Here is a 16,271-nt window from a genome sequence, read left to right on the forward strand (position 1 = left end):
CTTTATGAAGTATGCGGGAATGCACGTACCACAGGACACTTAGTTTCAAATCAGCTTACGAAAAGCACAATCACACCGGAGGTATCATGGGTTTAAACATTACTGAAAAGATCATATCCGCTCATCTTTTAAATGGAGAAATGGAGCCGGGCACAGAAGTCGGCCTGCGAATTGATCAAACTCTTACTCAGGATGCCACCGGCACGATGGCTTATCTGCAATTTGAAGCTATGGGTATTGATAAAGTCCAGACCGAACTTTCTGTAAGTTACGTGGACCACAACACCCTCCAGATGGGCTTCCGCAACCCGGATGACCATCAGTATCTTCGTACTGTAGCAGCCAAACACGGAGTTGTGTTCTCCCCTGCCGGAACAGGCATCTGTCACCAGCTGCATCTGGAAAACTTTGCCAAACCCGGCAAAACCCTGATCGGTTCTGACAGCCACACTCCTACTGCGGGTGGCCTCGGCTCTCTCGCCATGGGTGCAGGCGGTCTTTCCGTCGCGCTGGCCATGGCCGGACAGCCTTACTCCATCCCCATGCCCAAGGTTGTTAAGGTAGAACTCAGCGGCGAACTGTCCGGGTGGGCTTCTGCTAAAGATATCATCCTCAAGCTGCTGGAAATCAAAACCGTTAAAGGTGGCGTAGGCGTTGTGTTCGAATTCGGCGGTGAAGGTGTTAAATCCCTTTCCGTTCCCGAACGTGCCGTCATCACCAACATGGGTGCCGAACTCGGCGCGACCACTTCCATCTTCCCCAGTGATGATAATACCAAGGCTTTTCTCAAGGCCATGGGCCGCGAAGAAGATTGGACTGAACTCATTGCCGATGCAGATGCAACCTACGCAGAAGTTGTTGAAATCAACCTTTCCGATCTTGAACCACTGGTAGCCCAGCCGCACATGCCGGACCGCGTTGTTACCGTTAAGTCCCTCGCGGGACTGAAGGTCAACCAGTCTGCCATCGGTTCCTGCACCAACTCTTCCTACTCCGACCTGAAAACAACTGCTTTGATCCTGCAGGACCAGCAGCTGCCCCAAGGTGTGGACCTGATGATCTCCCCCGGTTCCAAGCAGGTTCTCAAAATGCTTGCTTCCGACGGACTGATCGCCAACTTCCTCGATTCCGGAGCCAGACTTCTGGAATGTACCTGTGGCCCCTGCATCGGCATGGGTGGTTCCCCCACTTCTGCCGGCGTAAGCGTACGTACCTTCAACCGCAACTTTGAAGGTCGCAGCGGAACTCAGGACGCGCAGGTTTACCTCGCCAGCCCACAGACTGCTGCTAAACTGGCCCTCGCCGGAGAATTCACTGATCCTGCAACCTGGGGTACTCCTCCCGCTAAGATCGAATTCCCTGCGGAAGTTCCCTCCATCCGCCACCTGTTCATCTTCCCCCCCGAAAACAGGGATGAAGTTGAAATTGTACGCGGACCGAACATTGTTCCTCTCGAAACATTCTCCGCCCTTCCGGATGAGATTTCCTCTGAAATCCGCCTTAAGGTCGAAGACGATATCACCACTGACCACATCCTCCCTGCAGGTGCACAGATTACTGCCCTGCGTTCCAACATCCCGGCTATCAGTGAATACATTTTCAGCCGTGTTGATGAGGGTTTTGTTGGCCGTATGAAAGCAGCAGAAAGTGGAATCATTCTCGGCGGTGAGAACTACGGACAGGGTTCCAGCCGCGAACACGCAGCTCTCGGCCCCCGTCATCTGGGTGTAGTTGCCGTCATTACCAAGTCTCTTGCTCGTATTCATAGAGCAAATCTTATCAATTTTGGCATTCTACCCCTTGTACTCTCTGAAAAGAGTGATTACGACAAACTGTCTGAGGGAAGTAAATTAACCATCGATACTACCGGCATTACCCCCGGGGGCGAAACTGTTTTCTCCACGGATGGTGTCGAAATCAGGGTTAAAAACGACCTCTCGGAAAAAGAACTTGAGATAATTAAAGCCGGCGGTCTGCTGAACTACGTCGGAAAACAACTGTAAATGAGTTTGGCGGGGTGTCTTCTTACGAAGTCATCCCGCCGATTAAATAGAATCAACACTTGAACGCAGCAACTGCTGCAAACGGAGACTGAAGAAGCCATGATGGACATTCTGCGCCAAAATGCCCAGAGCTGGGGCATCAAAATCGCTTTCGGTATCATTATCGCAGTTTTTATTTTTGCCTTCGGCGCCGGCGGATTCAACGGCAACACCGACCCGGTCATAGCATACGTTAACGAGCAGCCTATTCCTACTCAGGAATTTATGCAGTCTTACCGTGAAAATGCAGAAGCCTTGCGGGCCCAGAATCCCAATCTTGATTCCGATCAGCTCCAGTCACCCGAATTCAAAAAATTTGTTCTGGAACAGATGATCAGTCAGAGACTTCTTGAAGCTGAAGCCCAAAAACTGGGACTCTCTGTTTCTAACTCCGAACTTTCCTTTGACATCAGCCGCATCCCCGCTTTCGCTGATCAGGAAGGCAACTTCGACATGAATCTCTATCAGGCTTTCCTGAGAAGCAGATCCATGTCCGCAGCAAGTTTTGAGAACAGCATGCGCAACAGCGCAATGATTACCAAGCTTCAGGATTATGTGACATTGCCCGTCAAACCTACTGAAGCAGATGCCCGCTCTCTTTTCGATGCTGCATCCGAAAAAGTACAGATTGACTACTACTTCGTTCCCGGTGCTGATTTCCTTAAGAACATCAAAATCACCGAGAAACAGATAGAAGACTACTACACTGCCAATCCTGATAAGTTTGCGATCCCGGCACGCTCTGTAGTTAAGTACATTGCTTTCACCCCAGAAGAACTCTCCATCAACGAGACTGTTTCTCCTGAAGAAATTACTGCTTACTACGAAGCCCACAAAGACGCTTTTCTGCAGGAAGATCAAGTCAAAGCCAGCCATATTCTGATCGTTGTTGACGAAAACGCGCCGGAAAAAGATGTTGCTGCAGCTGAAAAGAAAATCAAAAAGATTCTTGCTAAAGCCAAGTCCGGTCAGGATTTCGCTAAACTTGCAAAAAGATACTCTGAAGGGCCTAGCAAAACTAAAGGTGGCGAACTGGGCTGGTTCGGTAAAGGCGCAATGGTTAAGCCTTTCGAAGATGCTGCTTTCGCTCTCAAGAAAGGCGAAGTCAGCGAACCTGTTCGCACTCGCTTCGGTTGGCACCTGATCAAGGCTGACGACATCCGTGAAGCCGGCCAGAAAGATCTGGACCAGGTAAAAGATGATATCACCACCATCGTCGCGCAGGAAAAAGCAGCGGACTCTATCAGCGACAAGCTGGACCACGCCATTGACCTGATCGCATCCGGCCTGAAACTCGACAAGGTTTCTGAAGAACTCGGAATCGCATTCAAAAAAAGCGAACAGGCTACTGTGCAGACCCTGGCCAACGCTTTCGGCATGACTGAAAGTGCAGCTCAGACCATCATAGGTCTGCCTGAAGGCAACTCCACTGATATGCCTATCGCTATTGACGGTGGATACATCCTCGTTGAAAAAGAAAAAGATATTCCCCCGTCCCTGAAACCTCTTAAGGACGAAAAGAAGAACATTGAAGATGTCCTTTCCCAGCAGCATGCATTACAGCTGGCTAAGACCATGGCCAATGACTTCAAAGACAAACTGGTCAACAAAGAAACGGAAGCTGAGACTTTCAACTACATTAAAAAGAATCTCAAAACTTCCGCACCCTTCGGTCGCGATGGTTTCATTCCCAACTTGGGCATGAACCGCAAGCTTGCTGATGCAGCTTTCGCAGCTAAAAAAGACCAGTGGCTTCCTGAAGTTTTCGAACTTCCCGGCGGTTACGTCTTAGCGCGCCTTGATGAGCGCATTCCTCCCAAAGAAGAAACTTGGGCTGCTCAAAAAGACATGTTCATCAACGCTCTGTTCCAGCAGCGAGCCAACGAAGTATTCGGGGCTTTCCTCGCAGAACTGCGAGCAAAGGCTAATATTGAATACGTTCGCAAGGACCTCCTGAACTAATCTGGAATAAACCAGCTAATATCAGCGGGCCTGTTCTTGTCGGAACAGGCCTTTTTTTTATACCAAAGGCAACAACTTTTGTTTTAATCACCTATTTTATCTTGCAGAGTCTTTACCTACAGAGTAACAGGTGAACATTAATCCCTGTCACCAAGAACAGGCTTTTTAAAAGGACATTAATTATGCTTCAGACCCCGAAAGGATACACATTCGCAGCGCTTGAGGCCGGATTCAAATATAGCGGACGGAACGATTTGGCTGTGATCATTAGTGACGTTCCAGCTGTTGCGGCTGCCGTTTTCACAAAGAACAAATTTCAAGCCGCACCTGTTACCGTGGGCAAAGAAATCCTATCTGAATCGCAGCAAGTTCGCGGAGCAATCATCAATGCTGGGCTGGCCAATGCCTGCACCGGAGCCGAAGGTATTGCCGATTGCAAGGAAAGTCTGATCCTCGCAGCTAAATATCTGGGCATAAATGACCGAGACCTCCTTCCGGCATCAACCGGGGTAATAGGCCCTCGCTTCAACATGGAAAAATGGCGTGAAGCCGCTTCCAAGCTGAAAAAAGCAATCACAGACAGCAACCCGGTCAAGGCGGCTAAAGCCATCATGACTACGGACAAATTTCCCAAACTGGCCTGGGGCGAAATTGAGTTTGACGGCAAACCGGTACGCATGCTCGGCATGTGCAAAGGTGCGGGGATGATTTCTCCTGATATGGCTACAATGCTCGGCTTTGTAACCTGTGATGCTGAAGTTGATCCTGATTGGTGGCAGGAAGCCCTGCGACGCTGCATCGACAGAAGCTTCAACTGTATAACAGTTGACGGGGACACCAGCACCAACGATACCGTCATGGCTTTTGCTAACGGAGCTGCGGAAATCAAAGCCGACAGCGATGAAAGAAAAGCCGCCCTCGAAGCACTTCTTCTCGATATCTGCCAGCAACTTTCTTATATGATAGTTCAGGATGCCGAAGGCGGCACCAAAGTAATGCATATTAATGTTACCGGTGCAGCTTCCGACAAAGACGCAGAGTTTATCGCTCGTGCCGTTGGTAACTCCCCACTGGTCAAAACAGCTCTCTTCGGCGAAGACCCCAACTGGGGCCGCATTGTAGCTGCTGCAGGCCGCAGCGGTGCTGAATTTGATCCCGAAACACTGACTTTGAGCTTCGGCAGAATAGTCGTGTTCGAGAAAGGAAAACCCGTTGAAGGCGATATGGACGCCCTGCTGGAACCGATCATGCGCAAGCAGGATATCCATGTTAATATCAGCCTTGCTGACGGTCAGGGTTCATCTATCCTGCAAGCTTCCGACCTGACCCGCGAGTACATCAACATTAACGCAGACTACAGGTCATAATAATTATACATTACCCAGCTGGAATCAGATATTCATATGATGAAAAATCTTGAAAACCGTGACAAAATGACCAGACTTGCCGACTTCCTATTCGAAGTAGGCATGTTGCGCAAAACTCCACGTACAGGCTACCAGTTTTTAGGTTCAGGCTCAGAATCTGTGGCTGAACATTCACACCGGGTAGCAGTGCTTGGATATGTGCTGGCGGACATGGCAGGAGCGGACATGGCCAGAACAGTGTTCATGTGTCTTTTCCATGACCTGCACGAAGCCCGCACCGGCGATTTTAACTATGTTAACCGAATCTATAACCGTAGTTACAGGGACCGTTCATTGAGGCACACCCTTGCCGGAACAGGTCTCGAAGATAAAATTTTTCCCCATTGGGAAGAGCTTGAGGAGTGCGAAACCATCGAATCCAAACTGGCTCAGGATGCTGACCAGCTGGATTTCATTCTTAACCTCAAAGAGGAAAAGGACATGGGCAACCCTTATGCTGCTAAATGGCTTGAGTCTGCTTTGAAGCGGTTGCGAACCGAAGAAGGGCAGCAACTTGCTGATACAATTGCTGAAACCGACCACAAAGATTGGTGGTATCTCGGCCCCCCGACAAGCTGGTGGGAAAATAAAAACGGACTCGACGATGATGAATGATGCCGCCATGGTTAAAGATTAACATAATCATCTAAAATGCAACCTCCATGGCTTGTTCTCCCTTTTATTTTCCAACTCACTGTGCTAAGTGGACGGATTAGGCTGGACAACAAAAACAACTTTTTAAGTTAAATTAGACTGATAAAATGCCACAAGCTGAAACTGAAAATAAAATGCTTTTACCCATAAATATACTGGGTAAAGGCTTTAAAAACCTCCTTTCAGAAATCGGAGCCATGTTCATCTTTCTTTTAGATGGACTGCTTCAGGTTTTCAGCTCGCTGGGAATATTCAAGAAAACAATTAAAGAGCTCTACTTCATCGGAGTAAAGTCACTCACTGTCATTTCACTGATCGGACTTTTCACCGGAATGGTTGTAGGCCTACAGACCCAATACGCCCTGTCCAAATTCGGGTCCGAAGGATTTCTCGGGGCGGCTGTTGCCTTGTCGCTGGTCCGGGAGCTTGGTCCGGTTCTCACAGCTATCATGCTCACCGGTCGAGCCGGTTCTTCCATGACAGCGGAGATCGGGGTCATGCGCATATCCGAACAGATAGACGCTCTTGAGCTTATGGACATCAATCCCATGAGCTATCTGGTCAGCCCCAAATTACTGGCCTCGATAATATCATTCCCGATTTTGACCGCATTTTTTGATCTGATCGGGATTTTAGGCGGGTATTTAAGCGGCGTTTCCCTGATGGGCGGAAACGGCGGAGTGTATTTCCACCGCGTACAAAATGCCCTTGGTTGGGAAGATATCTCCGTAGGATTCAGTAAGTCACTTGTTTTTGCTGTTCTGGTCTGTACTGTATGCTGTTTTCAAGGTTATTTTACCCACCACCGCAAAGACGGCAAAGGTCCCGAAGGCGTTAGCCAGGCAACAACAACCGCAGTAGTCATGTCCTGTGTGCTCGTTCTCGTAGCTGACTACATCATGACTTCCCTGCTCATCTAGAGGGACCAGATGAATTCAACAGCTCCGGATATCAAAATCGATAACCTGACCATCGGCTACGATGGAAACCCGGTTGTTTCCGGGATCAATGCAATCCTTCCCGGTGGAGGTATCTCGGTTATTCTCGGTCGCTCCGGCTGCGGAAAATCAACCCTGCTCAAGAATATCCTGAAACTTAACACTCCTATGGAAGGTGCGGTTTATCTGGGCAGACACAATATTTATACTCTCAAGCGCAAAGCATTCCGTTGCCTCAAACAACGTATCGGCGTCCTTTTTCAGGATGGGGCATTGCTCGGTGCTTTAAATCTTTTCGATAATGTAGCTCTGCCCTTGCGTGAGCATACCAGACTCAAGCAGCCTGAAATTTACGAGGTAGTCAAATCCAAACTCAGCCTTGTCGGCCTTGAAAATTTCATGGACTACTATCCCAATGAACTTTCAGGCGGAATGCGCAAGAGAGCCGGGCTGGCCCGGGCCATGGTCATGGACCCGGATATTCTTTTTTGTGATGAACCCACTTCCGGTCTTGATCCCATAAACTCCGCAGAACTGGACGGACTTTTACTTGAACTCAAGGAACGGTTCGACATGACCATCGTAGTGGTCAGCCACGATCTGGCCAGCATGGAAACCATTGCTGATTACGTGGTGGTCCTCGGAGAGGGCAAAACCCTTTTCAAGGGACAAAAAGAAGAACTGCTCACCACTGAAGATCCTTACTTGAGACAGTTTCTTGATCGTGAAGGCGCAAAAAGGGAAACCCACCGCGTAACCACGGCTCCCCTTGATCCCTCGGTTATGAAAATGAATTGCACCAAATACATTGGTGATTTGAACAGCAATTAAATGCATATGGACTTCGGCATGAAAAAATATCCTAAAGAAACAGCGGTCGGTTTTTTTGTCTTTCTCGGTCTGCTCTGTATCATCTACATGAGCGTCAAGCTAGGCGATGTGCATATGTTTGCCGATGACCACTATAATGTCACTGCCAGTTTTAACGACGTTACCGGCCTGCGGATCAACTCCCCTGTTGAAATGATGGGGGTACCTATCGGTTACGTTAACCAGATCAACCTTGATCTGGAAAAACAGAAAGCAGTACTGACCCTGAGCATCGAGAAACGCATTGAACTGACCGATGATGCAATCGCTTCTGTCAAGACAAGCGGGCTTATCGGCGATAAGTATATTAAAATAACACCCGGCGGCGTGGGCGATCCCATTGAGCCCGGCGGGGCTATCATTGAAACCGAGTCGGCAATTGATATTGAAGACTTGATCAGCAAGTATGTTTTTGGCAAAGTCTAAATAATAACTTTAATAATTAATCGGTTCCAGATATGAAAAAATCATTATCCATAATCATCGTAATGCTACTCATGGCAAGCTTTGCCGGAGTCAGTTCAGCTGCTGCTGAGAACTCTCCCATGGTGCGCCTGCAAGCCGGAATTCAAGGTGTAATTGAGATACTCAACGATCCCCTGTATAAAGGCAATCCGGCAATGAATGAAGAAAAGACTCTTAAGGTCCGTGAAACCATAAAAGATTTTTTTAATTTCGAAGAACTTTCCAAACGTTCAATAGGCCGTCCCTGGCTGAAGTTCTCCCCAGATGAAAAAGAAAAATTCATAGATCTGTTCACTAATCTGCTCGAGCATACCTATCTTGCCAGAATTGAAGACTATTCAGGTGAAAAAGTCGCATTTGACAAGGAAACCATAATTAAGGGAAAATATGCTCAGGTAGATACCCGTCTGTTGACCGGCAAACAGGACATCCCGGTATACTACCGTATGAAGCTTAAAAACGGTGAATGGGATGTTTATGATGTTATAATCGAAGGCGTAAGCCTGGTGAAGAACTACCGTACACAGTTTGTAGGTATTCTCGATACCACAAACGACAAGACCTTTGCTTCAGGCAAAAAAAATCTTTTTGAGCGCCTTGAAAAGAAATGCAAAGAACTGAAAGAAAACCCTAAAGCCGCCCTTGAAACCGGCAAAAATTAACGGATAATAAAAAAATGTCCAGGCACTACTCCACGACCATACTCGCCTTTCTGGTCCTCACAGTTATTCTGTTGACCTTTCCTTCCAAGGTAAGATCAGAACAAACAGCAGATCCTGTTATTGTGGCTCAGGTCGGTTCCGGCGTAATCGGCGCAGTGAAAAACAATCCCGAAGAATTAGCCGATGATGAATTCAGCGAGGGGATGTGGGGGGATACCGAGCATCAAGAAGAGTCATTCGCCTCTGACCCGTGGCAGGGCTACAACCGGGCGATGTTCGAGTTCAACGACTATTTGTATTTCAATATCATGAAACCCGTGACCAAGGGCTATATGTGGGTGGTTCCCCTGCGACCCAGAACATGGACCAACAATTTCTTCCAGCACATCCTTTACCCGGTTCGACTGACCAGCTGTCTGCTGCAGGGGAAGTTCTATACTGCCGGAGCTGAGACATCCAAGTTTGTAGCCAACACGTTTTTCGGCATGGGAGGCCTGGGTAACGTTGCTGGAGATGCTCAATCAACCATGCCTCTCTACCTCGGTAACGAGGACATGGGACAGACCTTCGGCGTCTGGGGTGTCCCCAACGGTCCCTACTTTGTGTTGCCCTTCCTTGGCCCCTCTACAGTGCGCGATGCTGTCGGCCTTGGGATTGATACTTTTGTGCTCAACCCCTTCTGGTGGTTCGGCATTCCCTGGTACTACTCCGCTTCCGCCGGAGCTTACAACCAGATCAACAAACTTTCATTCCACATTGGTGAATACGAGTCCCTCAAGGAAGGCTCCATTGATCCTTATCTCGCTCTCAGGGACGCTTACCTTAGCTACCGGGCAAAACAGATCAGGGACTCCAAAATTGATCCCAATAAGCCCAAACCGCAACTCACAACCAATCCGGATGCAACTCCGTAAGACTTAATACCGTGAAAATTGCAGTAATCTCTGACACTCACCTCCGTGAGCCGGATAACAGGCTCGCGGAGGTTTTTAATAAGTATCTCGCAGATGCCGACCTGCTGCTGCACTGCGGTGACATGGTATCTTTTTCCATGTGGCAGTTCTTCTGCCAGCACCCCAACTTCCATGCAGCACTGGGCAATTGCGATGAATGGGCACTATCAGACTATTTGCAGCCGCTAGAATCCGTAAATTTCCATGGTCTGCGCATCGGCATAGCCCACGGCTGGGGATCGCGTTCACAGGTTTCCCGCAATGTAGCGGACTCCTTCGGGCCTGATTTTGATCTTGTCTGCTACGGACATACCCACATTCAAGACTGGTCCATTGTAAACGGGCGGCAGATGCTCAACCCCGGCAGCCTTACGTCACCGCGCGACGAACGACCGCCGTGTGTAGCTATCGTCGAGGTGGATGACGAACACAATATGGAATGCTCTTTCGTTCCTGTGGATAAATGAACACAAGAAAAGGCCCGCACCATCAATGATATTACGGGCCTTTTCAATTAAAAATACTCTTCCAATTAAGAATAAGGATCTGTCAGCAGCTTATATTCGCCGCTCTGTTCCGCAACAATCCCTTTCCCAGCCATTTCGGCAAGCATTGTCTGAATTTTGTCGGTCTCACCCGGCGCCAGCACTTTCCCGCCCTCAGTCTTCAGGTAGGCAAGCGGCAGATAATCAGCCTTGCCTCTTTTAAAAAGCGCGATCAAAAACCTATCAGTAAGTGTTTTGGCTCCAGCCATGGCAAATCCTCCTATGAATGACAACTAGTTCAGCATGAAATTCCGCACCCCGGTAAAAAATATCTGGGCAGCGATTGACGCAACAACGAGTCCTGTCAAACGACTCATTATGTTAAGCCCCCTTCTTCCCAGAAGACGTTTAAGGCTTGAGGATATGAATAACAGAATCCCTACAGTTAATACAGCGGCAACCAACGCTCCGCATGCAAGGGCCATATCGCGGAAGCCCTGAACAGCTGAGCCCATGACTAACAGAGCACCGATAGTTCCCGGGCCGACAACGATGGGGATAGCTAGCGGCACAACTGCAATATCGTCATCATCATTCCCGGCGTCAAATTTCTTGCCACCGCCGTTAACCATATTCAAGGCAGACAGAAAGAGAACCGCACCCGCACCGATCCTAAAGGCATCGAGGGTAATCCCGAACAATTCAAAAATATACCTACCGTAAAGGTAAAGAATTACAGAACTGATAATCACGGCGACGGTAACTTTCAAAGCTGTTTTCTTGCGCTCATTTGGAGTCATATCCTGAGTTAGGGACAGGAAAGCTGAGATGGCAAAGAAAGGGGTCAGCACAAAGAACAGTTTTAAATAGGTTTGGAAAAATATTGAAAACATAGCTTTTACTCTCTTTAATTACACATAAATTTTATTCAGGCTCACAGCCTTTTCATCAAATTTGATGCCGCTCTCTACACCTCATTGATTGTTCGATCAACACAAATCTGCTGCATAAATTTCAAAATGTTTTCTTTTTTTTGTAAATCCCCATTTTACCTTCTTTTATCTTTTCCTTCCTGTCTGCAGGAGTAGTATGTTACAAATATATCAACGCATTTATACTGATCATAACAAGAAAACTTCTGCGGGAGATTCAAATGTTCAAAAACACTAAACTGGCAATCAAATTAGGGTTAAGCTTTGCCCTCATGATCTTTTTGAGTTCAGCAATGGCTTATGTTGGCTACAACGGCATGCATGAAATAGATGACCGTGTAGATAAAGCCGACGACGTAAACCGTATGGTTCGCATCATTCTTGAGACGCGCATGAGCGAAAAGAACTACATGCTCAGAAATGAAGATGAATACTTAAACAAACATACTGAATTAATAGACTCACTCAAAGCGCAAATAAAGACTACAAATGCAAAGTTTTCCAAACAAATCAATCATGATCAAATGACTGTTTTGGCTGAAGCGATAGAGAAATACAATAACGCTTTTAATGAATATGTAACTCTGGTCGAGAGCAGAATACAAACAATGCAATTGATGCGTTCAGACGCAAGGAACGCACTTACCGAACTTGAAAAAGTACGCTCTGATCAAAAGAAACAACTTGAATTGATTCTATCCGAGACCGACACAAAAATATCAAATGGAATCAGTAGATCTGAATTTGCAACTATAGACTCCCTGTACAACAACAGTCAGAGGGGAATTATAGACAAGCTGACCAAGGCAGATGATGCCAACCGGGCCATCAAATGGTTTATTACTGCCCGGAAAAATGAAAAAGAGTACATCATTTCCTCCCATCCGAAATATCTGGAAATGGTTAAATCCGACATTGAACAAATCAACAGCCTTAGCAAAGATTTAAAACTCAGATTTCAAAATCCAACTAATATTGCACAGGTTGAGAGGGTACTAAACAATGTATCCAGTTATTACTCGAATTTTCTGACATACACCAAGCTCATGGCCCAGCAGGTGGAAGCGGAAGAAGCAATGGTGCAGGCAGCAAGGGGTGCTGACGCACAATGCCGGGCAGCAAGGGCTGATCAGAAAACCAAAATGCTGGATCAGATTACGTCATCAAACACCCTTCTTTTCATTGGTGCGCTCGTCGCCCTTATTCTCGGCATGATGACCGCATTTATCCTGACCAAAGCTATCACCGGACCGATACAGATGGGTGTACGCTTTGCCCAGCGAATGGCTCAGGGAGATTTTACCAGCACATTGAATATCAATCAGAAAGATGAAGTAGGAATCCTGTCCGCAGCATTAAACGACATGGTCCACCGTCTTTCCGGTGTTGTTGCAGAAGTAGGCGGAGCCACGGAAAACGTAGCCTCCGGTAGTGAGGAACTGTCTGCCACAGCGGAATCTCTTTCACAATCATCCACCGAACAGGCCGCCAATGTTGAAGAAGTTTCCTCTTCCATTGAAGAGATGACTGCCAACATCAGGCAGAATGCTGAAAATGCCCAGCAAACTGAAAGCATTGCCGTACAATCCGCACAGCAGGCTGAAGAGAGCGGACATGCTGTAACGCAAGCCGTAGACGCAATGAAAAATATCGCGGAAAAGATATCCATTGTTGAGGAAATTGCCCGCCAGACCAACCTTCTCGCCTTAAACGCAGCCATTGAAGCTGCCCGGGCAGGTGAACATGGCAAAGGCTTTGCCGTTGTGGCTGCGGAAGTAAGAAAACTAGCCGAGCGCAGCGGTGAAGCAGCCCGTGAGATTGGAGACCTTTCTAGCGGAACTGTAGAAGTGGCAGAAAAAGCGGGACAAATGCTGGTCCAGCTCGTCCCGGATATCAAGCGTACTGCAGAACTGGTTCAGGAAATAACTGCCGGAAGCAGTGAACAGCTTACCGGAGCGGAACAGATTAACAAAGCAGTGCAGCAACTTGATCAAGTCACCCAGCAGAACGCATCTGCATCCGAGGAAATGGCTTCCACCTCCGAAGAACTCTCCAGTCAAGCAGAAGAGTTGCAACAAACCATGGCCTTCTTCCGGGTTAATAACAATAACGCGTACTCACCCCGTGCACTGCCGCCATCTTCGTCTATCCCGACCGAATCGGCTTCTAAGCAGACTGAACACAAATCCTCGGACAGTAACTCATCAGGGTTATCATTGGATATGGGCAGTAACTTCTCAGACAGTGGTTTTGAAAGGTTTTAATACACGATTAATACCTGTAGCTTAAACTAAAAAGCCCTCCGGAAGCATTCTTCCGGAGGGCTGATTTATTGCTGATAGATAGGGAAACTACTTACCGCAGCATTTCTTGTACTTCTTACCGCTGCCGCAGGGGCAGGGATCGTTACGTCCTACTTTGGGCTCACTGCGGCGTTTAGGCTTTTTCTTGGCGCCTTCGCTTTCAGAATCTGAATACTCAAGATCGGACTGCTTTTCCTTGTGCTGGAACTCATCCTCGCGGACCTCGGTTTCAATGCGCAGGTGGCAGAGGGCACGAACGGTATTTTCCTTGATGCGGTCGAGCATTTCGCGGAAAAGAGAAAAACCTTCACGCTTGTACTCGTGCTTGGGGTCCTTCTGACCGTAGCCGCGCAGTCCGATACCTTCACGCAGGTGGTCCATGTTCAACAGGTGCTCTTTCCAGTTACGGTCAAGAGCTTCCAGCAGGAAGTAACGCTGAATTTCATGGTAATGTTCGCTGGAGCTTTCTTCAAGCTTACCGAGAAGTTCTGCGACCCACGCTTCAGCTTCTTCACGGGTGGGCAGCTTATCCTTGAATTCCTCATTGCGGCTGAATCCACAGAGTTCATCAAGCTGTCCGCGAACCATTTCCTCGGTTTCCGCATCAAGGGGTTTGCCCTTCGCTTCGTCAACAGGATAGAAAATATCTTCGAAAAGTTCTTCCACAAACTCGGAAGTCATTTCGCTCATATCTTCTGAATTCATGACATCACGACGCAGGGTGTAGATAACCTCACGCTGCTGGTTCATGACGTTGTCGTATTCCAGAAGCTGTTTACGAATTTCAAAGTTATGCCCTTCAACCTTCTTCTGGGAATTCTCAATAGCTTTGGTGACCATGCCGTTTTCAATAGGTTCACCTTCTTCCATGCCCAGTTTATCCATAAGCCCGGCAATGCGGTCAGAACCAAACAGACGCATGAGATCATCATCAAGAGCAAGGTAAAAACGGGTGGAACCGGGGTCACCCTGACGGCCGGAACGACCACGCAGCTGGTTATCAATACGTCTGGATTCGTGACGCTCGGTACCGATAATGTGCAGACCGCCCTTCTCCAGAACTCCCTCACCCAGCTTAATATCAGTACCACGGCCAGCCATGTTGGTAGCAATAGTCACATGTCCGGAATGTCCGGCCTCAGCAACGATTTCAGCTTCCTGCTGGTGGTGCTTTGCATTGAGCACGTTATGGGGAATACGGCGTTTCTTGAGTAGACTGGAAACCAGCTCCGACTTCTCAATGGAAACAGTACCGACCAGAACAGGCTGGCCTTTTTTGTACTTACCTGCAATATCATCGGCAATTGCGTTGTATTTCTCCCGCTGAGTCTTGTAGATAGAGTCAGGGTAGTCTTTACGGACCATTGCGGTATTTGTGGGGATAACGATTACTTCCAGATTGTAAATCTGTGCGAATTCAACAGATTCGGTATCTGCTGTACCGGTCATACCGGCCAGTTTGTTGTACATGCGGAAGTAGTTCTGAAAGGTGATGGAAGCCAGAGTCTGGTTTTCGGACTCGACCTTAACCCCTTCTTTGGCTTCAAGGGCCTGATGCAGACCATCGGAAAAACGTCTACCGGGCATAAGACGCCCAGTGAATTCGTCAACGATGACCACCTGACCGTCTTTGACGATGTAATCAACATCACGGCCAAAGAGATGATGGGCTTTAATACCCTGCATTATGTGATGCTGGAAAGAAATATGCTGGGAGTCATAGAGGTTGTCGATGTCCAGAATCTGCTCGCATTTCATAACACCTTCATCGGTCATGGAAATGCTCTTACCCTTTTCATCAACTTCGAAATCTTCATCCCGTTTCAACAGGGGAATCATGGAGTTGACCCGGCCATACATAGAAGTGGCATCGTCGGAAGCACCGGAAATAATGAGCGGAGTACGTGCTTCATCAATGAGGATGGAGTCAACTTCGTCGACAATACAGAAGTTAAGCTCTCGCTGTACCAGCTGCTCTTTGTAGAACTTCATGTTGTCACGCAGGTAATCAAAACCGAATTCATTGTTGGTTCCGTAGGTAATGTCACATCCGTAAGCTTCCTGACGCTCTTCATCACTCAGACCGTGAACGACAACACCGACACTAAGGCCGAGGAAATTATAAAGCTTGCCCATCCACTCGGCATCACGCTTGGCCAGATAGTCGTTGACGGTAATCAGATGCACGCCTTTACCGGAAAGGGCATTCAGTACCGCCGGAAGGGTTGCCACAAGGGTTTTACCTTCACCAGTCTTCATTTCTGCGATACGGCCGCTGTGCAGGACTATGCCGCCGACCATCTGTACGTCATAGTGACGCATTTCAAGGGCACGTTTACCGGCCTCACGTACAAGAGCGAAAACCTCTTCCAGAATATCATCAAGAGGAGTACCGGCGGCGACCTGCTCTTTATATTCGGCTATCTTCTGCGGAAACTGCTCATCGGTGAGCTTTTCCATTTCCGGTTCAAAAGCTGCAATCCGGTCGATCTGCGGTTTCAGCTTTTTAATAAATCTTTCATTTCGTGAACCGAACAATTTGGAAAAAATCAAATTAAACATCTAAGTTCCTTTCTCCTGCGCGGAATTTACCGCGAAT

General features: G+C 47.9%; 14 protein-coding genes. 11 read left to right on the forward strand and 3 right to left on the reverse strand.

Translation table 11 applies throughout. From position 1 onward, the window contains the following. Positions 1-86: 86 nt before the first annotated feature. The 10 genes from ACNI29_RS06165 to ACNI29_RS06210 all read left to right on the forward strand — a co-directional run bounded on the left by ACNI29_RS06165 (position 87) and on the right by ACNI29_RS06210 (position 10,419). On the forward strand, positions 87-2,003 hold the full coding sequence (locus ACNI29_RS06165; RefSeq protein WP_419781325.1) for an aconitate hydratase: 1,917 nt from the start codon (positions 87-89) through the stop codon (positions 2,001-2,003). Positions 2,004-2,102: 99 nt separating this feature from the next. Next, positions 2,103-4,004 carry a peptidylprolyl isomerase gene (locus ACNI29_RS06170; protein ID WP_419781326.1) on the forward strand — a complete coding sequence of 634 codons (1,902 nt, stop codon included), beginning with the start codon at positions 2,103-2,105 and terminating at the stop codon, positions 4,002-4,004. A 182-nt stretch (positions 4,005-4,186) separates the two neighbouring features. Continuing rightward, positions 4,187-5,371, forward strand: coding sequence for a bifunctional glutamate N-acetyltransferase/amino-acid acetyltransferase ArgJ (gene argJ, locus ACNI29_RS06175; RefSeq protein WP_419781327.1), 1,185 nt, complete (start codon positions 4,187-4,189; stop codon positions 5,369-5,371). A gap of 36 nt (positions 5,372-5,407) precedes the next feature. Next, on the forward strand, positions 5,408-6,025 hold the full coding sequence (locus tag ACNI29_RS06180) for an HD domain-containing protein (RefSeq protein WP_419781328.1): 618 nt from the start codon (positions 5,408-5,410) through the stop codon (positions 6,023-6,025). A 173-nt stretch (positions 6,026-6,198) separates the two neighbouring features. Beyond that, positions 6,199-6,984 (forward strand): MlaE family ABC transporter permease, encoded by a 786-nt coding sequence (locus tag ACNI29_RS06185; RefSeq protein WP_419781329.1) that lies wholly within the window; start codon positions 6,199-6,201, stop codon positions 6,982-6,984. Positions 6,985-6,993: 9 nt separating this feature from the next. Beyond that, positions 6,994-7,833, forward strand: coding sequence for an ABC transporter ATP-binding protein (locus ACNI29_RS06190; protein WP_419781330.1), 840 nt, complete (start codon positions 6,994-6,996; stop codon positions 7,831-7,833). Positions 7,834-7,851: 18 nt separating this feature from the next. Next, a complete protein-coding gene (gene mlaD, locus ACNI29_RS06195; RefSeq protein ID WP_419782094.1) occupies positions 7,852-8,298 on the forward strand; it encodes an outer membrane lipid asymmetry maintenance protein MlaD in 447 nt (148 codons plus the stop codon). Between the two features lie 32 nt (positions 8,299-8,330). Beyond that, a complete protein-coding gene (locus ACNI29_RS06200; RefSeq protein ID WP_419781331.1) occupies positions 8,331-8,999 on the forward strand; it encodes a Tgt2/MlaC family protein in 669 nt (222 codons plus the stop codon). Between the two features lie 14 nt (positions 9,000-9,013). Then, on the forward strand, positions 9,014-9,913 hold the full coding sequence (locus tag ACNI29_RS06205) for an MlaA family lipoprotein (protein WP_419781332.1): 900 nt from the start codon (positions 9,014-9,016) through the stop codon (positions 9,911-9,913). Between the two features lie 11 nt (positions 9,914-9,924). Continuing rightward, on the forward strand, positions 9,925-10,419 hold the full coding sequence (locus tag ACNI29_RS06210) for a metallophosphoesterase family protein (protein WP_419781333.1): 495 nt from the start codon (positions 9,925-9,927) through the stop codon (positions 10,417-10,419). A 65-nt stretch (positions 10,420-10,484) separates the two neighbouring features. Here the strand turns inward: ACNI29_RS06210 and ACNI29_RS06215 are convergent, their stop codons facing one another. Both ACNI29_RS06215 and ACNI29_RS06220 read right to left on the reverse strand, forming a co-directional pair. Next, positions 10,485-10,706: a hypothetical protein gene (locus ACNI29_RS06215; protein WP_419781334.1), complete on the reverse strand. Its 222-nt coding sequence runs from the start codon at positions 10,704-10,706 to the stop codon at positions 10,485-10,487. A gap of 24 nt (positions 10,707-10,730) precedes the next feature. Next, positions 10,731-11,330, reverse strand: coding sequence for a MarC family protein (locus ACNI29_RS06220; RefSeq protein WP_419781335.1), 600 nt, complete (start codon positions 11,328-11,330; stop codon positions 10,731-10,733). 260 nt (positions 11,331-11,590) lie between these two features. Between ACNI29_RS06220 and ACNI29_RS06225 the strand changes: the two genes are divergently transcribed. Beyond that, positions 11,591-13,633 carry a methyl-accepting chemotaxis protein gene (locus ACNI29_RS06225; RefSeq protein ID WP_419781336.1) on the forward strand — a complete coding sequence of 681 codons (2,043 nt, stop codon included), beginning with the start codon at positions 11,591-11,593 and terminating at the stop codon, positions 13,631-13,633. Positions 13,634-13,720: 87 nt separating this feature from the next. Here the strand turns inward: ACNI29_RS06225 and secA are convergent, their stop codons facing one another. Beyond that, positions 13,721-16,234 carry a preprotein translocase subunit SecA gene (gene secA / locus ACNI29_RS06230; RefSeq protein ID WP_419781337.1) on the reverse strand — a complete coding sequence of 838 codons (2,514 nt, stop codon included), beginning with the start codon at positions 16,232-16,234 and terminating at the stop codon, positions 13,721-13,723. Between the last annotated feature and the right edge of the window lie 37 nt (positions 16,235-16,271).

This window comes from Maridesulfovibrio spiralis (SeqCode) (assembly GCF_048571135.1).
Classification (GTDB): domain Bacteria; phylum Desulfobacterota; class Desulfovibrionia; order Desulfovibrionales; family Desulfovibrionaceae; genus Maridesulfovibrio; species Maridesulfovibrio spiralis.